The 19,398-nt window shown below is 70.0% G+C and carries 15 protein-coding genes and 1 riboswitch; of the genes, 8 read left to right on the forward strand and 7 right to left on the reverse strand.

Annotated features, from left to right (window positions below; translation table 11 throughout):
* The first annotated feature begins 454 nt into the window (after positions 1–454).
* The 3 genes from MYF83_RS14225 (at position 455) to MYF83_RS14235 (ending at position 5,557) form a co-directional block, all read left to right on the forward strand.
* Positions 455–2,905: a helicase-associated domain-containing protein gene (locus MYF83_RS14225; RefSeq protein WP_248960771.1), complete on the forward strand. Its 2,451-nt coding sequence runs from the start codon at positions 455–457 to the stop codon at positions 2,903–2,905.
* A gap of 133 nt (positions 2,906–3,038) precedes the next feature.
* Positions 3,039–3,749 carry a DUF4190 domain-containing protein gene (locus MYF83_RS14230; RefSeq protein ID WP_248960772.1) on the forward strand — a complete coding sequence of 237 codons (711 nt, stop codon included), beginning with the start codon at positions 3,039–3,041 and terminating at the stop codon, positions 3,747–3,749.
* Between the two features lie 161 nt (positions 3,750–3,910).
* Entirely contained in the window at positions 3,911–5,557 is a 1,647-nt protein-coding gene (locus MYF83_RS14235; protein WP_248960773.1) for a DNA repair helicase XPB, read from the forward strand.
* A gap of 233 nt (positions 5,558–5,790) precedes the next feature.
* Here the strand turns inward: MYF83_RS14235 and MYF83_RS14240 are convergent, their stop codons facing one another.
* Entirely contained in the window at positions 5,791–6,111 is a 321-nt protein-coding gene (locus tag MYF83_RS14240) for a hypothetical protein (RefSeq protein WP_248960774.1), read from the reverse strand.
* Between the two features lie 191 nt (positions 6,112–6,302).
* Between MYF83_RS14240 and MYF83_RS14245 the strand changes: the two genes are divergently transcribed.
* Both MYF83_RS14245 and MYF83_RS14250 read left to right on the forward strand, forming a co-directional pair.
* On the forward strand, positions 6,303–8,348 hold the full coding sequence (locus MYF83_RS14245; protein WP_248960775.1) for a HelD family protein: 2,046 nt from the start codon (positions 6,303–6,305) through the stop codon (positions 8,346–8,348).
* A gap of 147 nt (positions 8,349–8,495) precedes the next feature.
* Positions 8,496–8,909, forward strand: a complete 414-nt coding sequence (locus MYF83_RS14250; RefSeq protein WP_248960776.1) for an SRPBCC family protein — start codon at positions 8,496–8,498, stop codon at positions 8,907–8,909.
* Positions 8,910–9,036: 127 nt separating this feature from the next.
* Here MYF83_RS14250 and MYF83_RS14255 read toward each other — a convergent pair whose 3' ends face one another.
* Positions 9,037–9,876: a PhzF family phenazine biosynthesis protein gene (locus MYF83_RS14255; RefSeq protein ID WP_248960777.1), complete on the reverse strand. Its 840-nt coding sequence runs from the start codon at positions 9,874–9,876 to the stop codon at positions 9,037–9,039.
* A gap of 187 nt (positions 9,877–10,063) precedes the next feature.
* On the opposite strand from MYF83_RS14255, the gene MYF83_RS14260 reads away from it, so the two are divergent.
* Positions 10,064–10,528, forward strand: coding sequence for a GNAT family N-acetyltransferase (locus tag MYF83_RS14260; RefSeq protein WP_248960778.1), 465 nt, complete (start codon positions 10,064–10,066; stop codon positions 10,526–10,528).
* A gap of 107 nt (positions 10,529–10,635) precedes the next feature.
* Here the strand turns inward: MYF83_RS14260 and MYF83_RS14265 are convergent, their stop codons facing one another.
* Positions 10,636–13,368: a hypothetical protein gene (locus tag MYF83_RS14265; protein ID WP_248960779.1), complete on the reverse strand. Its 2,733-nt coding sequence runs from the start codon at positions 13,366–13,368 to the stop codon at positions 10,636–10,638.
* A 303-nt stretch (positions 13,369–13,671) separates the two neighbouring features.
* On the opposite strand from MYF83_RS14265, the gene MYF83_RS14270 reads away from it, so the two are divergent.
* Positions 13,672–14,310 (forward strand): TetR/AcrR family transcriptional regulator, encoded by a 639-nt coding sequence (locus tag MYF83_RS14270; RefSeq protein ID WP_248960780.1) that lies wholly within the window; start codon positions 13,672–13,674, stop codon positions 14,308–14,310.
* Between the two features lie 41 nt (positions 14,311–14,351).
* Positions 14,352–14,897 (forward strand): TetR/AcrR family transcriptional regulator, encoded by a 546-nt coding sequence (locus tag MYF83_RS14275; RefSeq protein WP_248960781.1) that lies wholly within the window; start codon positions 14,352–14,354, stop codon positions 14,895–14,897.
* A gap of 84 nt (positions 14,898–14,981) precedes the next feature.
* On the opposite strand, the gene groL is transcribed toward MYF83_RS14275, so the two are convergent.
* From groL to thrC, 4 genes are all read right to left on the reverse strand, one after another.
* Positions 14,982–16,607: a chaperonin GroEL gene (groL, locus tag MYF83_RS14280; protein WP_248960782.1), complete on the reverse strand. Its 1,626-nt coding sequence runs from the start codon at positions 16,605–16,607 to the stop codon at positions 14,982–14,984.
* A gap of 393 nt (positions 16,608–17,000) precedes the next feature.
* Entirely contained in the window at positions 17,001–17,201 is a 201-nt protein-coding gene (locus tag MYF83_RS14285; protein ID WP_248960783.1) for a cold-shock protein, read from the reverse strand.
* A gap of 361 nt (positions 17,202–17,562) precedes the next feature.
* On the reverse strand, positions 17,563–17,838 hold the full coding sequence (locus MYF83_RS14290) for a MoaD/ThiS family protein (RefSeq protein ID WP_248960784.1): 276 nt from the start codon (positions 17,836–17,838) through the stop codon (positions 17,563–17,565).
* Positions 17,839–17,851: 13 nt separating this feature from the next.
* The gene (gene thrC, locus MYF83_RS14295) at positions 17,852–19,144 is read right to left on the reverse strand and encodes a threonine synthase (protein WP_248960785.1); all 1,293 of its coding nucleotides are present in this window, start codon (positions 19,142–19,144) and stop codon (positions 17,852–17,854) included.
* Positions 19,145–19,158: 14 nt separating this feature from the next.
* Positions 19,159–19,323, reverse strand: a riboswitch (SAM riboswitch).
* Between the last annotated feature and the right edge of the window lie 75 nt (positions 19,324–19,398).

Below are 19,398 nucleotides of genomic sequence, written 5' to 3' on the forward strand. Positions count from 1 at the left end.
CTTTCGCAGAAATGACTATCCCCGCCGCCCCAACGCCATACCGAGCGAGAGGCCCCCAGTGAAGCCGGGGAATGTCGATGATCAGGTGACTGGCGTACGACGGCCTGTGGGCTCCTACGATGGAGGGGACGGTCCTACCGCGTGGGGCGTGCGGCGAATGCCGGTGGACAGGGGGTTCGGTGCAGCGTGTTGACATCCTCCCTACGGCTGAAGCCGGGGGATTCCAACCCTCGCAGGCCGGACCTTCCCGCTTCACCGGCGACAGCCCCCGGGACAAGCCCAAGCCAGGGTCTTACGCAGCCTCCACAGGCTTCACATCCCGCCGGCCCGGCGGTAGGCCCAGCGGCTTGGTTCTCGCCGCTGGGCGACCCCGAACCTACACCAACCCGTGCGGCACCGTGCCGCGTTTTCCCCCAGGGCTGGAGCCCAGGGGGAAAACGCACCAGGAGATTCGATGAACGCCGAGTTCACTGATTGGCTGCGCGGCCTGAAAGATGACCGGCTGTGTGCCCTGGTGACCGCCCGCCCCGAGCTGATCACCCCCGTCCCCGCGCACGTCGAGGGGCTCGTGATCCGGGCGACCAGCCCTTCGGCGACCGGCAGGACGCTCGACCGGCTGAACCGCTTCGCCCTCGCCGTGGTCGAGACGCTTCTGGTCATGACCGCCGAAGACGGGCCCGGCCTGTCCTACGGCGATCTCCGCAAGGCCGTCGCCAGGTCGGTGGCGTCCGGCGGGGCAACGCGCCTGGACGCGCCGCTGCGGGAGGCGGTCGACCGGCTGCTGGTGCTGGCCCTGGTCTACGGCCCCGACAGCGCTCTGCGGCTCGCGCCCGGCGTCCGCGACGTCTCCGAGTCCCCGGCCGGGCTGGGGCCGCCCGCCGCCGAGGTGTTCCGCCACCATCCGCCGGAGCGGCTGCGAGAGCTGATCCAGGCCATCCACCGCGGTGACACCGGCCGCGAGGAGGCCGTCCCTGAGCGGCTCGCCGCCCTGCTCGCCGAGGGTGGCATCGTCGAGCGCCTCCTGCGGGACGTCGGCCCGCAGGCCCGTGCCGCCCTGGAGGAGCTCGCCTGGGGTCCGCCGGCCGGCAGGCTGCCCAACGCCTGGCGCGAGGTGAGCGTGGCGACCGCGCAGTCGCCCATCGAGCAGCTTCTGGCCCGCGGTCTGCTCGCCGCGACGGGTGAGGAGAGCGTGGTGCTTCCCCGCGAGGTGGCCCTCGTCCTGCGCGGCGGCCAGGTCCATCGCGACCTGCACCCGGAGGCGCCCCCGCTCGAGGGCGCCGACCGTGACCAGACGATGGCCGACCGCACCGCCGCCGGGCAGGCGTTCTCGTTCGTCCGCACGGTGGAGGAGCTGTGCGAGTACTGGAGCGTCGATCCGCCGGGCATCCTTCGCACGGGCGGCGTCGCCGTACGCGACCTGAAGAGGACGGCGCAACTCCTGGACGTGCCCGAATGGACCGCCGCCCTGGTGGTGGAGGTCGCCCACGCCGCGGGGCTGGTAGCGTCGAGCGCGCCGGTCGACGGCGAGTGGCTGCCCACCACGGGCTACGACGGCTGGCGGGTGCGGGCGACCGAGGACCGCTGGGAGGCGCTGGCGACGGCCTGGCTGGCCAGCGATCGCGTCCCGGGTCTCGTCGGGGAGCGGGACGACCGCGACCGCCTGCTGAACGTCCTGCATCCCGAGCTGCGCCGACCGGCCGCGGCGGAGGTACGGCTGCGGACGCTGCACGTGCTCGCCTCTGCGGCCCCTGGGCTCGCTCCCACCGCCCCGTCGGTGCGCGAACGGCTGGCGTTCGAGCAGCCGCGGCGCAAGGGCGCCTACCGCGACCGGCTGGTCGACTTCACGTTGCGCGAGGCCGAGCAGCTCGGGTTCACCGGGCTCGGCGCCCTGTCGGTCTTCGGCCGCGCGCTGCTGCCCGCCGCCACGCCGTCGTCCGTGCCAGATCCGGCCGGCCCCTCGCCCACCGCCAGGAGACGGGCCACCGCGCCGAGGACGCCGACCGAGCTGCTGGTACCGCTGCTGCCCGAGCCGGTCGACCATGTGGTGCTCCAGGCCGATCTGACCGCCGTCGCCCCCGGCCCGCTGACCAGCGAGCTGGGACGCTGGCTGGCGCTCGCGGCGGACGTCGAGTCCAAGGGCGGCGCGACCGTCTACCGGTTCGGCGAGGGCTCGGTCCGGCGCGCGCTGGACGCCGGGTCCAGCGCGGACGACCTGATCGCCATGCTGGAGAAGCATTCGACGACCTCGGTGCCCCAGCCGCTGCGCTACCTGGTGACGGACGTGGCGCGCCGGCACGGCCGCATCCGCGTGGGCACCGCCGGCTCGTACGTTCGGTGCGACGACCCGTCCGTGCTCGACGAGATGATGGCGGACAAGCGCGCGGTGCCGCTGCGGCTGCGCCGGCTGGCGCCCACCGTGGTCGCCTCCCGGAGCTCTCGCGCGGTGGTGGTCGACTCGCTGCGCGCCATCGGCTACTCCCCCGTCGCCGAGTCGTCGGAGGGCGATGTGCTGGTGACCCGCGCCGACGCCAAGCGCACGGAGCGGCCGTCGGCGACGCGCCCCGCTCCCGGGACGTCCGGTCCCGAGGCCGACCTGGTGGCGGCGGCCGTACGCGCGATCAGGGCGGGCGACGAGGCTCACCAGGCGCGCAGGCAGCCGGTCGCGGCGCCCGACGGGCAGGTGCCGCGCACGCCGTCGACGGGCACGGTCGTGGCGCTCCAGGAGGCCATCCGGCAGGGGTCGCGCGTGTGGATCGGCTACCTTGACTCGCAGGGCCACGCCACGAGCCGCATCCTGGAGCCCGCCCGCATGGAGGGCGGTTACCTGACCGCGTACGACGAGACGCGCGCCGCCATCCACCGTTTCGCGCTACACCGCATCACCGGAGTCGCGGACGTCAACTGAGGTCTCACCCAATGACCGGTTCTCGCCGGCGTCGGATGGTGCTAGGAAACCGGTTTATCCGATAGGCAGCACGGGGCCTGTGCATATCGTGGTAAGTGTTGATCTGCCCGGAAACCAGAGAATTGAGACGATCGTGAGCAGCGGCACTCCCGAGTCCTCCGGCCACAGCCCGAAGGACTGGCAGAGTCCCTACGGATCGCAGGGCGGGAACGACGCGTACGGCGGTCCGGCGTCACCTTACGGCCAGGGGGGATACGACCAGTACGGCGGGCGGCCGCCCTACGACCAGCAGGCCACGCCTGCGCAGGGCCCCTATGATCAGCAGCTCCCGCCCGGGCAGGGTCCCTACGACCCGTACGCCACGCCGGCGCAGGGCCCCTACGAGCAGCAGTACGGCGCCCCGGCGCAAGGTCCCTACGATCAGCAGTACGGGACGCCTCCGCAAGGCGGTCCCTACGACCAGCAACAGTACGGCGCGCCGGGCCAGCAGCCGTACGACCAGCAGTACGGCGCGCCCGGCCAGCAGCCCTACGGTCAGCAGTACGGGTACGGGCCCTACCAGCAGAATCCCTACGGCTACCCGCCGAGGCCGGTGAGCGAGGGGCCGCGCAGCCACGCCATCGTCGCCCTGGTCATCAGCATCCTCCTCGCGTTGTCCTGCTACATTTCACTGGGCGGCATCGCGGGGGTCATCCTGTCCGGCATCGCGCTCGGCAAGGTGGACACCGAGCCGCAGCAGGCGCGGTCGCTGCTCAGATGGTGCTGGATCGCCATCGGGATCAACTTCGGGCTGGTCGTCCTCGGGATCGGCGCCGCCATCGTCATCAGCGTCGCCGGAGGCTGATCCACGGCGTCGTGGATGGCCGTACGAGGCGTCCGCACCGTCGCCGGAGCGTCAAGCTGCGGGAAAGCGGGACTGATCCGGGTCGCTCTCTTGTTGGATAAGCGGACGGGACCGCCTGCACGGTGGCCGTACCGTACGCGAACCCCAGGAGAAGAGAAAACGTGTCTGATGGCCCGCTGATCGTCCAGTCGGACAAGACGCTGCTGCTCGAGGTCGAGCACGAGAGGGCGGACGAGTGCCGTAAGGCGATCGCGCCCTTCGCCGAGCTGGAGCGGGCTCCCGAGCATGTCCACACCTACCGCGTCACCCCGCTCGCGCTGTGGAACGCCAGGGCCGCCGGGCACGACGCCGAGCAGGTCATCGACGCGCTGATCAGCTTCAGCCGCTACCCCGTCCCGCACGCGCTGCTCGTGGACATCGCCGAGACGATGTCCCGGTACGGCAGGCTCAGGCTGGAGAAGAACGAGCACCACGGCCTGACGCTGACCAGCACGGACAAGGCCGTGCTGGAGGAGGTCCTGCGGTCGAGGAAGATCCAGCCGATGCTGGGCGAGCGCATCGGCGACGACGCGGTGGCGGTGCACCAGAGCGAGCGGGGCAACATCAAGCAGGCTCTGCTGAAGATCGGCTGGCCGGCCGAGGACCTCGCCGGGTACGTCGACGGCGAGCACCACCCGATCACCCTCGCCGAGGACACCTGGCACCTGCGCCCCTACCAGCGGGAGGCGGCGGACGCGTTCTGGCACGGCGGGTCGGGCGTCGTGGTGCTGCCCTGCGGCGCGGGCAAGACGATCGTGGGCGCGGCGGCGATGGCCCACGCCCAGGCGACGACGCTGATCCTGGTCACCAACACCGTCTCCGCCCACCAGTGGAAGCAGGAGCTGCTCAAGCGCACGACCCTCACCGAGAGCGAGATCGGTGAGTACACCGGGACCAAGAAGGAGATCCGGCCGGTCACCATCGCCACCTACCAGGTGATGACGACCCGCCGGCAGGGCGTGTACCGGCATCTGGAGCTCTTCGACGCGCGCGACTGGGGCCTGGTCATCTACGACGAGGTCCACCTGCTGCCGGCGCCGATCTTCCGGATGACCGCCGACCTCCAGGCCAGGCGGCGGGTGGGGCTGACCGCGACGCTGGTCCGCGAGGACGGCCGCGAGGGGGACGTCTTCTCCCTCATCGGGCCGAAGCGGTACGACGCGCCGTGGAAGGAGATGGAGAACCAGGGCTGGATCGCGCCCGCCGACTGTGTCGAGGTCCGGGTCACCCTCACCGACCAGGAACGGCTGGCCTACGCGATGTCCGAGGCCGAGGAGCGCTACCGCTTCTGCGCGACGACGCCGTCCAAGAACCGGGTCACCGAGACGCTGGTCCGGCGGCACGCGGGCGAGCAGGTGCTGGTGATCGGGCAGTACATCGACCAGCTCGACGAGCTGGCCGAGCATCTCGACGCGCCGGTCATCAAGGGCGAGACGCGGATCAAGGAGCGGGAGCGGCTGTTCCAGGCCTTCCGCGACAAGGAGATCCAGGTGCTCGTCGTCTCCAAGGTCGCCAACTTCTCGATCGACCTGCCGGAGGCCTCGGTGGCGATCCAGGTGTCCGGGACGTTCGGGTCGCGCCAGGAGGAGGCGCAGCGGCTCGGCCGGGTGCTGCGGCCGAAGGCGAGCGGCGGCGGCGCGAGGTTCTACTCGGTGGTCAGCAGGGACACCGTCGATCAGGATTTCGCCGCGCACCGGCAGCGGTTCCTGGCCGAGCAGGGATACGCCTACCAGATCATCGACGCGGACGACGTGCTCGCCAGCGAATAGCCTCGCTGAGCGGCACGTCGTCGGCCCCCCAAACCCGTCCCAGGAAAAGTTTCACCCAGGGGACGGGCATTCAGGTCCACGAAATACCGTCGGTCCTGTTCAACCGCATCACCCCCTCGCTTGTTGGCTCCCACGGCGCCAACTGCGACATACCCCCATGATTCAACCAGATCACAAGGTTTGTCCCGCTTTTTCAGGATTTTGGTATACATCAACGCAACGTGTTGACCTAATCACCGACCGACTAACCCGCCGACGTAAAGCACACCCAGGGCGATTAGCCAGGAAGCCGTTGCGATCCCCACAAGTACCAGTGACTTTTCGGGATATCGACGCATTAGGGGTGGTAGAAGACCGCCCGCCGTGCAAGTCGCCGCGACGATCGCGAAGAGGCCGGACAGCGTGGACACGACGGTCAGACGGTCCATGCACGACTCGAGCGGTTCACCGTTCTCGCAGAACGCCTGCAGCCCCCACCCCGCGAAGACCGAGAAGGTCCACAGGGTGCCGAGCAGCAGATTGGCCAGAACAGGAATGATAGGAGAGACCGCCACCGGGGCACGTGTCGTCACCCTCACGGGCTTACCCAAAGGTCAAGAGTCGGCAAACTCCGGACAAGCAATGCATCGTACGTCCATCCGTGGACACGCGGCGTACGAGCACTCAACGGACGCGGCGCGAGCATATAAGCTTGTTGGTTCGCTGCCTTAGACGACCACCTCCGACCCCCAAGGAGTGCTTCCGCATGCCCGGACATCAATTGGCCCCCGACATATCCGACGGCCCCGACATGCCGGAGGGTTCCCCCTCCGAAGTCCTCCAGGCGGAACGCGTCCACCTGGCCGCTTCGCGCGCGGCGCTGCGGGCGATGCGCGAGCACGCCCAGTCGCTGTCGGCCGACGCGGCCGGCGACTGGGTCTCCCAGCAGGTGCTGCAGGGCCTGCTGGACCAGCGGGTCGCCGCGCTGGCCGACCACTCCGACACCCCGCTGTTCTTCGGCCGCCTCGACAGGGACGGGGACGACGACCTCCCTCTCACCATCCACGTCGGGCGCCGCCACGTCCACGACGACAACAGCCGCCCCATGGTGATCGACTGGCGTGCACCGGTGTCCCGGGCGTTCTACCAGGCGCGACCGTCCGACCCCATGAGCGTGCGGCGCCGCAGGCGGTTCGGGTTCCACGGCGGCGAACTCACCGCGTACGAAGACGAGCCACTCGACCAGGGAGCGCCCCTCCAGGAGTCCCGGATCCTCACCGAGGAGATCGAAAGGCCCCGCACGGGCCCGATGCGCGACATCGTCGCCACGATCCAGCCGGACCAGGACGAGATCGTGCGCGCGGACCTCGGGCAGACCGTCTGCGTCCAGGGCGCCCCCGGGACCGGCAAGACCGCCGTCGGCCTGCACCGCGCCGCCTACCTGCTGTTCACGCACCGCGAGAAGCTGGCGCGGTCGGGCGTGATGATCGTCGGCCCCAACCGCGCCTTCCTGTCCTACATCTCCTCCGTCCTGCCCGCGCTCGGCGAGGTGAAGGTCGACCAGACCACCGTCGCCGGCATCCTCGGCGACCACGCCGCCCACGAGGACGCCTCCGTCGCCGCGCTCAAGGGCGACGCCCGGATGGCGCCGGTCCTCCGGCGGGCGCTCTGGGTGCACATCAGCAAGCCCGAGGAGGGACTGCTGATCACCCGGGGCGTCAACCGCTTCCGCGTCGCCGACCACGAGGTCCGCGAGATTGTCGCCTCCCTGCGCGGCACCACCCGGTACGGACCCGGTCGCGCGGCCCTCGCCCAGCGGCTCGCGCACGCGATCCTCGTACGGATGGAACAGCGCGGCGAATCCCCCGACGACCGGGTGCAGGACGCGGTGGCCCGCTCCAAGCCCGTCAAGCAGCTCCTCGACCAGGTCTGGCCGCGCGTGTCCCCGCAGCAGGTGCTGTTCCGGCTGCTCTCCGACGCGGAGTTCCTCGCCGCCGCCGCGAAGGGCGACCTGACCCCCGAGGAGCGCGAGACCCTCCTTTGGGCCAAGCCGCCCCGGTCGTGGAAGTCCGCCAAATGGTCCGCCGCCGACGCGGCGCTACTGGACGAGCTGGCCGACCTCATCGAACGCACCCCCACGCTCGGGCACGTGGTCGTGGACGAGGCCCAGGACCTCTCCGCCATGCAGCTCCGCGCGCTCGGCAGGCGCTGCCGCACCGGCTCGGCCACCGTCCTCGGCGACCTGGCACAGGGCACCACCCCGTGGTCGGCCCGCTCCTGGGAAGAGGTGCTACTGCATCTCGGCTTCAGCGAAGGTGCGGTGACCGAGCTGACCCTCGGCTTCCGCGTCCCCCGCGAGGTGCTCGACTTCGCCGCCCGCCTGCTGCCCTCGGTCGCCCCCACCCTCGCCGCCCCCCGGTCACTGCGCCCCGGCGCGGGCTCCCTCTCCGTACGCCGCACCACCGACCTGCCCGCGGACCTCGCCGCGACCGTGCGTCAGCTCACCGGGCACGAGGGCTCCATCGGCGTGATCGCCGCCGACGGCTCCGTCACGGCGACGGCGGACGCCCTGTCGGCCGCCGAGATCGCACACGACCTGCTCGGCCCCGACTCCTCCCCCGAGCAGCGCATCTCGGTCATCCCCGCCTCGCTCGCCAAGGGCCTGGAGTACGACCACGTCGTCGTCGTGGAGCCGGCGGACGTCGTCGACGCCGAAGAGCGCGGCCTCGCCCGCCTCTACGTCGTCCTCACCCGCGCCGTCACCTCCCTGACGGTCCTCCACACCCGCGCCCTCCCCACCCAGCTCATGTAACGGCAGAGGCCCTCGCCTACCCGCACTGAACGCACTCCGGCTCGGGCCGTACTTTCCCAGGAGCTCGGCCCCTCCTCGATACCGAGGTCCAGACGCCATCCGGCTAGGTTGATCACGACTTGCCCGCCTTGAGAGGAGCCCCGGCGCATGGCCTTCATCCGCCACGAGATCATGATCGACGCGTCCCCCGAGCACATCTGGGACGTGCTGCGCGACGTCGGCGCCGTGCACGAGCGCCTGCTGCCCGGCCGCGTCACCGGCACCCGGCTCGAGGGCGACCAGCGGTTCCTGACCTTTCCCGACGGGCACGTGATCCGCGAGCTGATCGTCGCGATCGACGACGACGCCCGCCGGCTGGCCTACTCCGTCGTTGAGGGCGCGCGGCCACCGACCGAGCACCACCATGCCTCGTTCGAAGTTCGCGCTGAGGGTGACCGGGCCGGCCGGCTGATCTGGACCACCGACGTCTTGCCGCACGCGCTCGCCGCCGAGATCCGGATTCGCGTCGAACGCGGCGCCGTGGAGATGAAGCAGGCGATCGAGGCGGCAGCACGCGGCTGAACCACCGACCGACACACTGATCGCCTCCGCGCGGCAGCCTGCCCTCTCGCCCCAGGACGGCGAGAGGGCTTCTTCGCAGGGGGCCACGACTTCGGCCAACTCACTGCGGAGCGGCCCCGACCCGTCGCTACTGGATGGGCACCGCGGTGCCGGAGACCTTGACGCGGGCGTCGCCGGGAATGGTGGTGCACGTCAGGAGACTGGGCCGCCCCATGTCGACGCCCTGGTGAATGGTGAGAACGGCGCCATCGGCGAGGCGTCCGAGAGCGCGCAGGTAGCCGGTGAAGGCGGCCGCCGCGGCGCCGGTGGCCGGATCCTCGACCACTCCGCCCGGAGGGAACGGGTCGCGGGCGTGGAAGACGGTGGGGGATTCGGCCCAGAAGAGGTGGACGGTGGTCCAGCCCAGCTCGGCCATGATCTTGCCAAGGGCATCGAAGTCGTAGTCGAGGTCGGCCAGGCGGCCCCGGGTGGCCGCGGCCAGGACGAGATGGTCGTTGCCGGCGTTGGCGACGTGCGCCGGGTAGTCGGGGTCCACGTCGTCCGCCGACCAGCCCAGCGCGGCCAGCACCAGCCGTACCTCCTCCTCGGAGGCTGGGCGGGTGGAGGTGGGCGGACTGGTCAGGGTGGCGGTGATCCCGCCGGCCTGGTCTGTGGCGACCTCCACCGGGACCGGGCCTGCCTGGGTCGTGAGGTTCACGGTTCCGGTGCCGATCCGCTCGCCGAGCGCGACCGAGGTCGCGATCGTCGCGTGGCCGCAGAAGGCGACCTCGGCCAGAGGGCTGAAATACCGGATCCGGTACTCCCGCTCGCCCGTGGGGAGCAGGAAGGCCGTCTCGGAGTAGCCGAGTTCGGCAGCGATGGCGAGCATCTCCGCGTCCGGCAACTCCCGGGCGTCCAAGACCACCCCGGCGGGGTTGCCGCCAGAGGGAGTGGTGGTAAAGGCGGCATATCTCAGCACTTGCGTCATTCGGCCATCATGGCGCGTGCCCGCGAACCGGGAAACTCCGGAGCTCCCTCCCAGTAGCGGCGTGCCACTTCGCGAGCCTCGGTGCCGCCGAGCCGCTCGAAGACGGCCGGCCGCTCGCCGGGCGGGCCGGGCTCGGACGGTGCCGCTCGTTCTGGGCGGTTGAGGCTTCTTTGCTAACTTGCCGTGCATGACCGACACGACGGAAACGGCTCTCACGGTGCGGGCCGGGGTGGTCCAGGATGTGGAGGCGGTGCTGGCCTTCTGGCTGGCAGCGGCGGAGGGTACGGATCGGCACGACAGCGCCGAGAGCGTGCGGCGGCTGATCGAACGCGACCCCGAGGCACTGCTGATCGCCGAGCTGGACGGGCGGATGGTCGGCACCGTGATCGCCGGGTGGGACGGGTGGCGCTGCCATCTGTACCGGCTCGCCGTCGATCCCGCCCATCGCCGCAAGGGCATCGGACGCGTCCTGCTGGACACCGCCGAGAAGCGCTTCAGCGAGTACGGCGGCATGCGGGCCGACGCCATGGTCCTGCACGACAACACCCTCGCTCACCACGCCTGGACCGCCGCGGGGTACGTGCGCCAGCCGCAGTGGGGCCGCTGGGTGAAGCCGCTCCCGAGTACCGGGAACGGGCGGCATTCCGGTTGACGGAACGGCCGGTACTCCCTACCCGAGCCGGCCGCTTCCCGGCGAACCGGCCGCTTCCCAGCCGCTCTGCCGCTTCCGGGCGAGCCTGCCGCTTCTGCGCGAGGCTGCTAGTCCTCGGGTGAGACTTCCTGGTCCTCGCGCGCGGCCGGCTGATTCCCGGGCGGGCCGCCGTCGCTTCTGGGCAAGTGGCGGGCCACGAGGGCGTCGACCTCGGTCCACATCCTGCGGTCGTTCCAGTAGCCGGAGTGGCTGCCGATCGGCGGGGGCGGGTCGCCGTAGACGAAGCGGCTGGTCGGCGGATCCGGCAACCGCCAATCGATCACCGTGCCGTCCTCGGACGCGGCCTCCTGCGCCTTCACTGTCACGCCCTCCGTCACCGTCCAGCCTCCGATGTAGTCGGTGAGGTAGTAGAAGTTCCGCCACGCGTGGATATGCGGGCTTCGCCGCAGGCCGGTGAAGAGTTCCTCGTTGAAGTAGGCCGGGAACCCCCAGCCGTACAGCTTCCGCAGGGGCGACCCGAAGGTCACCAGCACGATGCGGGCGTTCTTCGGGCGCAGGTCCCCGTGTTGGGAGAGGGCGGCGGCGGCCAGGATCGCGCCCTGGCTGTGCGCCGTGAGCACGACGCGGGCGCCGTGGTCGTGCAGGTACCACATCCGGCGCTGGAGCTCCGGCACGGCACGTTCCGCGTACGCGGGAGGTGCCAGGGGGTGATAGCCGCGCGGCCAGAACGTGCCGACGTCCCAGAGGGCGCCGATGACGCGGCGCGTGTCGCGGTCCTTCCAGCCGGCGCGGGCCACGATGACGACCAGGAAGGGCAGCAGCGTCGCCACCAGGGTTCCCACCCCCGCGAGCCAGGGCGTCGGCCGGTTGACGCCCGACCAGATGTGCTGTTCCAGCCAGGCGAACAGGATGATGCCGACCAGGACGACGGCGCTGAACAACAGGTCGAGGTCGAGCGTGGCCTTCGCCAGCCGCCTGGCCCTGCCTACACCGGCGGCCCAGCCCAGGACGTCCTGGGTGGCCCACCTTGAGGAGAGCGTCCCCTTGGCGACCGCGTCCGTGAGCGAGACCACGTCCACCACCCACGCGGCGTCCGGATCATCGGGCGTCGCGACATCCGGCCTGGCGGTGACGGGGCCCACCCCGTCGACGTCAGGTCTCGTCGTGCCGGGGTTCGTGGTGTGCGGCTCGGTCGCGGGGGCCGGCGTGGGGGCCGGGCCGCGGTACTCGTCGGCGACCTCCGCCGCGGCCCCGCTCCCGCCCGCCTGGTACCACAGGACGGCCTGCCAGCCGGCGAACAGCAGCACCAGGGCCAGCGGCTCGAAGATCAGGTATGCGCCCACCTCGCCCATGATCGGGAACACCGCGATGGACGGAGCCCCGTTGATCAGGGGCTTCACCTGCTGGCCGAAGCCGATCTCCCCGATCGTGTCGGCCACCCGGACCAGGAGGCCGACGAGGAAGGTGTTCACCATGAGGACGGCCACGCTGAGCACGATGAACGGGGCTCCCCAGCGGAACCCGCGGTAGTGGTGGCGCGCGCCGATCGCGAAGACGGCCGCGGCGGACACGAGCGCGATGACGATCCAGCCGTAGGGCCAGTCGACGATTCCGAGCGTGACATACACGACGGTGGCGGCCAGGCCGACCCCGAGCAGTTGCGCGGACCGGCGCGGCCAGGTCTCGCGGGTGAAGGAGGCGGCCAGCAGCCATACCGGCACCAGCAGCAGCGCGACGACGATCCCCAGGTACACCGCGTTCATGGCGTAGCGCATGCCGGGAAGCTCGTGGCTGAGGGCGCCTTCGGCCCGGATGGCCTGCGGCTCCAGCCAGGCGAAGACCACCGCCAGGACCAGGGCCAGCACGGCCAGACCGATGAGCACCCGGCCGAGATGGACGAGCGGCCCGGTCACCTTCTCCGGCGCGAGCGCGGCGATCGCGACGACCACGACCACCCCCGCGCACCCGAGGGACAGCCCGTACAGCGGTTCCGGCGCGAGACGCGCCCCGTCGGCCACCACGAGGTCCGGCCGCACGGCGAACGTCGTGTGCACCGTGTGCGTGAGGACGATGGCGAGCAGCGCGAACGCCACGGCGATGTGGATCTCGCTGAGATGCCTGGTGTAGCGGCCGGTGTTCCAGAAGTCGGGATCGGTGAGGCCTCCGGGAAGGGCGGCGGCGTTCCGCGCGCACTCCTCTCGGGGTCCCGGCGTCCCGGGCGGGCGCACGTCCTCGTACCGGCGCCGCGACAGCAGCGACAGCACGGCGAGCAGCACGACCACCAGCAGGGGCACGACGGCGCCGAGCGCGACACGGCGGCCGGGGTGGTCGCCGATCCCGGGCATGCGCAGCGGTCCCATCCACCATGGCGCCGCGCAGGTGGCGTTCCCGCCGCACTGGTAGGCCACGTAGTCCATGGGGATGACGCTGACGAGAAGGACCACGTTGACCGTGACGCCGAGCGCCGCCAGCCGCACGGACTCGCGGAACACCCGGAACCGCAGGGAACTGCGGTTCTGGAACGGCCACATCCAGCCGGCGAGGTTGGCGAGCGCGAAGGGCAGCAGGAGCAGCCAGAGCACCCTCGAGCCGCTCCTGGAGGTGAGCCCACCCCAGCTGTACCCCTCGACGTGCCGTCCCCGGGCGTCGGCGGTCCGGTAGAACCCCGCGATGTCGTCCCCCGCCACCTGCTGCGGTGCGAGGTCGGCCAGCAGGTTCTGCGGCGTGGACCCGCCGACGCCGTGGACGCGGAGCTCGGTCGGGCCGGACAGCTCGACGGCGGGCGCCACCGATCCGGACGGGCGGTCGCCGGTGGTGAGTCCGGACACCGGTACTGGCATGGAGGCCTGCCTGTGCTCACTCGGTGATCCGCGTCGGACCTGCGTCCGGCGTGGTCAGGTCTGGTCGATGGTGAAGGCCTCCCGCAAGCCCACACGCTCCAGAATCACGCGGGCCTCCTCATCGGTCAACCATGGCGCGTCTTCATTCACGGCGCCGAAGGGCGACGGGGCTCGCACGACCCGGCGCTGAAGGGCGACGGGGCTCGCACGACATCGGCCGCCCGGAACGTGGAAGCCGGGTGGGAAGGCGCGGCGCCGGGAAGCGCCGGGCCGCTCCACTGACGAGTCAATAGGATCTGGGGCATGGAAGCGGAGCTCGGCCTGCGGGAGCGGAAGAAGCGGGAGACGCGGCAGCGCATCGCGGACATGGCCATGGGCCTGTTCATGGCCCGCGGGTTCGAGAACGTGACCGTGGCGGAGGTCGCGCGGGTGGCCGACGTCTCCGCCAACACGGTCTTCAACTACTTCAAGACCAAGGAAGACCTCTTCCTCGACCGCCAGGACGTGTACGTGGACGAGCCGAGCCGCGTGGTCCGCGAGCGGCGGGCGGGCGAGTCCGTGATCGCCGCGCTGCGCCGCGACTTCCTCGAGGCGCTCGAGGAGGGCGACTGGCGCAGCGGGCTGAACGAGGGGGCCGACGTGGTCATCCGTCTGATCAACGAGAGCCCTTCGCTGATGGCCCGCATGCGCGAGCTGGCCGAGCGCCGAGAGGAGCGTCTGGCCGAGACCCTGGCGGAGGCGACCGGCGCGGACGAGGACGACATCAGGCCCGGGCTCGTCGCCGCCCAGGTCTGCGCGGCCATCCGCCGGCTGACGGCGGACGGCATCCGGCGCAAGCTGGCCGGAGAGAGCCACGACCACGTCGTCAGGGACATCCGCGCCCAGGCGGGGCTCGCCTTCGACCTGCTGGAGAATGGCATCGGCGCCTACGGTGGGGCCTGACCACGGAGAAGCGGCCGGCGAGTGGGCGGAAACGCCGGCTCATGCGCGAGTTCGACAACGTCACGGTCGCCGAGGTGGCGGAGGCCGCGAACGTCTCGACGAAGACGGTGTTCAACTACTTTCCGCGCAAGGAGGGCCTGTTCCTCGACCGCGTCCCGGAGGCCGTCGAGCTGATCACGCGGGCCGTCCGCGAGCGGCCCGAGAGCGGGCGGCCGCTGACGGCGCTGCGCGGCCTGTTCCACCGGCTCCTGCGAGAAGGCCACCCGCTGGCCGGCATCGGGGAGGGGTACCACCACTTCTGGCAGGTCATCCTGGACTCCCCGGCGTTGCGGGCACGGGTCAGGGAGGCGGTGGACGAGCTGGAGACCCTGCTCGCCACGCTGCTGGCCGAGGCGACCGGCGCCGATCCCGACGACTTCGAGCCCCGGCTGGCCGCTGGGCTGTTCCTCGCGGGCTACCGCGCCGCCTACGTCTCCAGCGCCCGCAGGCTCATGGCCGGCGAGAGCGCCCAGGAGGTCATCCGCGACCACGCGGTCCTCCTGGACCGCGCCTTCGACGCCGTCGACCGAGCGGTGACCACCCTCTGACCCGAAGAGAACAGGGGAACAATGCCAAAGGGCCACCCCCGGGAGTCCGGAGGTGGCCCTTTTGGGTTTTTTGAGCCGGGTGGCTCAGAAGTCCATGTCGCCGCCGCCGGGCATGGCGGGAGCGGCAGGGTTCTTCTCGGGCTTCTCGGCGATGACCGCCTCGGTGGTGAGGAACAGCGCCGCGATGGACGCGGCGTTCTGCAGCGCCGAGCGGGTCACCTTGGCCGGGTCGATGATGCCGGCCTCGAGCATGTTGACGTACTCGCCGGTGGCGGCGTTGAGGCCGACACCCAGCTCGAGGTTGCGGACACGCTCGACCACGACGCCGCCTTCGAGGCCGGCGTTCACGGCGATCTGCTTCAGCGGCTCCTCGAGCGCCTTGCGCACGATCGCGGCACCGGTGGCCTCGTCGTTGAACAGCTCCAGCTTGTCGAACGCCTTGGCGCCCGCCTGCAGCAGAGCCACGCCACCGCCGGGCACGATGCCCTCCTCGACGGCCGCCTTCGCGTTGCGAACGGCGTCCTCGATGCGGTGCTTGCGCTCCTTGAGCTCGACCTCGGTCGCCGCGCCGGCCTTGATGACGGCGACGCCGCCGGCCAGCTTGGCGAGGCGCTCCTGGAGCTTCTCGCGGTCGTAGTCGGAGTCGGTGTTCTCGATCTCGGCGCGGATCTGGTTGACCCGGCCGGCGATCTGCTCGGGGTCACCGGCACCGTCGACGATGGTGGTCTCGTCCTTGGTGATGATGACCTGACGCGCGCGGCCCAGCAGGTCGAGCGTGGCGGTCTCGAGCTTGAGGCCGATGTCCTCGCTGATGACCTGGCCGCCGGTGAGGGTGGCGATGTCGCCCAGCATGGCCTTGCGGCGGTCGCCGAAGCCCGGAGCCTTGACGGCCACGGACTTGAACAGGCCACGGATCTTGTTGACGACCAGGGTGGCCAGGGCCTCGCCCTCGACGTCCTCAGCGATGATCACGAGGGGCTTGCCGGCCTGCACGACCTTGTCGAGCAGCGGGAGCAGGTCCTTGTTGGCCGAGATCTTGGAGTTGACGATCAGGATGTAGGGGTCGTCGAGGACGGCCTCCATCCGCTCCGGGTCGGTCACGAAGTAACCGGAGATGTAGCCCTTGTCGAAGCGCATACCCTCGGTGAGCTCGAGCTCGAGGCCGAAGGCGTTGCTCTCCTCGACGGTGATGACGCCTTCCTTGCCGACCTTGTCCATCGCCTCGGCGATCATCTCGCCGATCTGCGTGTCGCCGGCGGAGATGGAGGCCGTCGAAGCGATCTGCTCCTTGGTCTCCACATCCTTCGCAATCTTGGACAGCTCCTCGCTGACGCGCTCGACGGCGGCCTCGATGCCCTTCTTCAGGGACATCGGGTTGGCGCCGGCGGCCACGTTGCGCAGGCCCTCGCGTACCAGTGCCTGGGCGAGCACGGTTGCGGTCGTGGTTCCGTCACCCGCGACGTCGTCGGTCTTCTTCGCGACCTCCTTGACGAGCTCGGCCCCGATCTTCTCCCACGGGTCCTCGAGCTCGATCTCCTTGGCGATCGAGACACCGTCGTTGGTGATGGTGGGAGCGCCCCACTTCTTCTCCAGCACGACGTTGCGGCCCTTGGGACCAAGGGTCACCTTGACGGCATCGGCGAGCTGGTTCATACCGCGCTCGAGACCGCGCCGGGCGTCCTCGTTAAACGCGATCATCTTGGCTGCCATACGGCTAGACCTCCCAGATACAGGGTGGCTTGCAGCGGATCGAGCCGACGCCCGCGACGGCATGTAGACCCGCGCTTCCACGACACCTGTCGCCGTGGCTCGCCAGGCCCCATCGCCTCGATCCAGGTTTGTCACTCTCGACACGAGAGTGCCAACGAACTGTTTAGCACTCTACCCGGTCGAGTGCAAGCGACAACCCCTATGACCTGGGCGGCACAAGGATTTCTCCGACCGTATGCCGAATATTGGACCCACCCCTAGAGGATGGACACATCGTGCGACTACCGACATGAAGGAAGGTTCGGCCCGTCTCGGTGCATGACGGACCGAACCTTCCAGCTACTGACTGAGAGAGACCAGTGGATCTTCGTCGACCGGGCGGTGCCGGCCGCGTCACACAGTCCGCACGGACTCCGCCTGTGGACCCTTCTGGCCCTGTGTGATCTCGAACTCCACCCGCTGACCCTGCTCAAGGGACCGATATCCCTCGGACATGATCGCTGAGTAGTGGACAAACACGTCCTTACCACCGTCTACCGCGATGAAGCCGTAGCCCTTGTCCGCGTTAAACCATTTGACGGTGCCCTGCGCCACTTTCCGACTCCTCTTGCTGGGCTCCGGACCCCACCCACTCCTCCGCGGGGCCCGTGACCTTCGGAGCCGAGACGCATGCGAACTCCTCGGCTTCGTCGATCGTTCTCGACCATACCTGTGGCATGCCTTGGCGCAACAGAGTCAATCGGGAAACTACTTCTTGACGTTCGCTCTCAGCAGTACGTGACTTTTTCCCGCTCGCGTTTAGTTAGTTGACAATTACACTAACGGAGGGTCCAGTAAGAACTTCTATTACGATAGTCAGCCCGGCCCGCGGCCTTCCCGACATGCGAACGCCCACGCGTCCTCCTGGACACGTGGGCGTTGCCGGGCTGCGGCCGGCGTCGCGGAGGCCGGGAGCTCAGCCCCCCGCGACGGCGGGGATCACCGAGATTTGCGCGCCCTCGGCCGTGGCGGTGTCGAGTCCGTCGACGAATCGGACATCCTCTTCTCCGACATACACGTTGACAAAACGGCGAATCTTGCCCGTTTCGTCCAGAATGCGGGCGCCGATTCCGGGGAAGTCGGCATCCAGCTTCTGGAGCACCTCGCGAAGGGTCGTCCCTTCACCGCTGACCTCCGACGCCCCGTCGGTGTAGGTACGGAGAATCGTCGGAATCCGCACAGAAACGCTCATTATTCGGGACCTTTCAGGAGTTGTCGGCGACAGCCGTACGGAATGCGTCGAGCGAGGGACGGATGACGGCGGTCGGCCGCGCCTCCGCGGACACCGCGTCGAGGGTCTTCAGACCGTCTCCCGTGTTGAGCACGACGGTCTCGGCCTCCGGGTCCAGCAGGCCGTTCGTCACCAGCTTGCGGAGCACTCCGACGGTGACCCCGCCCGCGGTCTCGGCGAAGATGCCCTCGGTGCGCGCCAGCAGCCGGATGGCGTCCACCACCTCGGCGTCGGTGACGTCCTCGACCGCCCCGCCCGTGCGGCGCGCGATGTCCAGCACGTACGGGCCGTCGGCCGGGTTGCCGATGGCGAGGGACTTGGCGATCGTGTTCGGCTTCACCGGCCGCACATTCTCGTGGCCGGCCTTGAAGGCCGTGGACACCGGGGAGCATCCCTCCGCCTGAGCGCCGAAGATCTTGTACGGGGTGTCCTCGACCAGGCCGAGCTTGATCAGCTCCTTGAAGCCCTTGTCGATCTTGGTGAGCTGCGAACCGGACGCCACGGGGATGACGATCTGGTCGGGGATGCGCCAGCCCAGCTGCTCGGCGATCTCGAAGGCGAGCGTCTTGGAGCCCTCCCCGTAGAACGGCCGGAGGTTCACGTTGACGAAGCCCCACTTGTCGCCCAGCGGGTCGCCGATGAGCTCCGAGCAGAACCGGTTGACGTCGTCGTAGGTGCCCTCGACGCCGACCAGCCGGCCGCCGTACACCGAGGCCATGACGATCTTGGCTTCTTCGAGGTCCGACGGGATGAACACGCAGGCGTCCAGCCCCGCCCGGGCCGCCGCCGCGGTGACGGCGCCCGCGAGATTGCCCGTGGACGAGCACGAGAGGGTGTGGAAGCCGAAGTTGCGCGCGGCCTCCAGGGCGATGGCGACGACCCGGTCCTTGAAGGAGTGGGTCGGGTTGCCGGAGTCGTCCTTGACGTGCAGGCTGCGCAGGCCCAGCTCGCGCGCGAGGTTGTCGGCCTTGACCAGCTTGGTCCAGCCGGGGGCCAGGTTGGGCCGCGAGGCGACATCGGCGGGCACAGGGAGCAGCGCCCGGTATCGCCAGATGTTGGTGGGACCCGACTCGATCTGCCGCCGGGTCACCGTGGCGGCCCCGGCGTCGGGGGAATTCCAGGTGTAGGCCACTTCGAGTGGCCCGAAACACTCGATACAGGCGAAGGCCGGTCCCAGGTCGTAACGCGTACCGCATTCGCGGCACGACAACGCGACGGCGGGGCCGAAGTCGAGTGTGGTCGTAGTCTCAGCTGTTGCGAGCGCCATGAAGCGAGGCCTTTCCCTCATCTTCGCCCGGACCACCCTGGTCACGGGCCGGAATTGGCACCTGTCCCGGCGGTCTCACTGGTCTTTTAGTGCCGCGCCATTCGGAGACGCGGATGACCACAGCCGGGAGGGTTGCCGGGGCTTCGCAGGGCCGGTCCCTCCACCCCTCTGGATGAGCAAATATGAAGTTGTGGTGCCGCTCGTATCACAAGCAGGCCAAATGAACTGTACCTCGCCCATCAGCGGCTCCGGCC

The organism is Sphaerisporangium perillae, assembly GCF_023276435.1.
GTDB lineage: Bacteria > Actinomycetota > Actinomycetes > Streptosporangiales > Streptosporangiaceae > Sphaerisporangium > Sphaerisporangium perillae.

What these genes read in the sequence shown, in the direction of transcription:
- groL (WP_248960782.1), bottom strand. Translation starts at nt 16,607, where the DNA reads ATGGCAGCCAAGATGATCGCGTTTAACGAGGACGCCCGGCGCGGTCTC.
- MYF83_RS14260 (WP_248960778.1), top strand. Translation starts at nt 10,064, where the DNA reads ATGACCGACACGACGGAAACGGCTCTCACGGTGCGGGCCGGGGTGGTC.
- MYF83_RS14255 (WP_248960777.1), bottom strand. Translation starts at nt 9,876, where the DNA reads ATGACGCAAGTGCTGAGATATGCCGCCTTTACCACCACTCCCTCTGGC.
- MYF83_RS14270 (WP_248960780.1), top strand. Translation starts at nt 13,672, where the DNA reads ATGGAAGCGGAGCTCGGCCTGCGGGAGCGGAAGAAGCGGGAGACGCGG.
- MYF83_RS14265 (WP_248960779.1), bottom strand. Translation starts at nt 13,368, where the DNA reads ATGCCAGTACCGGTGTCCGGACTCACCACCGGCGACCGCCCGTCCGGA.
- MYF83_RS14225 (WP_248960771.1), top strand. Translation starts at nt 455, where the DNA reads ATGAACGCCGAGTTCACTGATTGGCTGCGCGGCCTGAAAGATGACCGG.
- MYF83_RS14275 (WP_248960781.1), top strand. Translation starts at nt 14,352, where the DNA reads ATGCGCGAGTTCGACAACGTCACGGTCGCCGAGGTGGCGGAGGCCGCG.
- MYF83_RS14245 (WP_248960775.1), top strand. Translation starts at nt 6,303, where the DNA reads ATGCCCGGACATCAATTGGCCCCCGACATATCCGACGGCCCCGACATG.
- MYF83_RS14250 (WP_248960776.1), top strand. Translation starts at nt 8,496, where the DNA reads ATGGCCTTCATCCGCCACGAGATCATGATCGACGCGTCCCCCGAGCAC.
- MYF83_RS14290 (WP_248960784.1), bottom strand. Translation starts at nt 17,838, where the DNA reads ATGAGCGTTTCTGTGCGGATTCCGACGATTCTCCGTACCTACACCGAC.
- thrC (WP_248960785.1), bottom strand. Translation starts at nt 19,144, where the DNA reads ATGGCGCTCGCAACAGCTGAGACTACGACCACACTCGACTTCGGCCCC.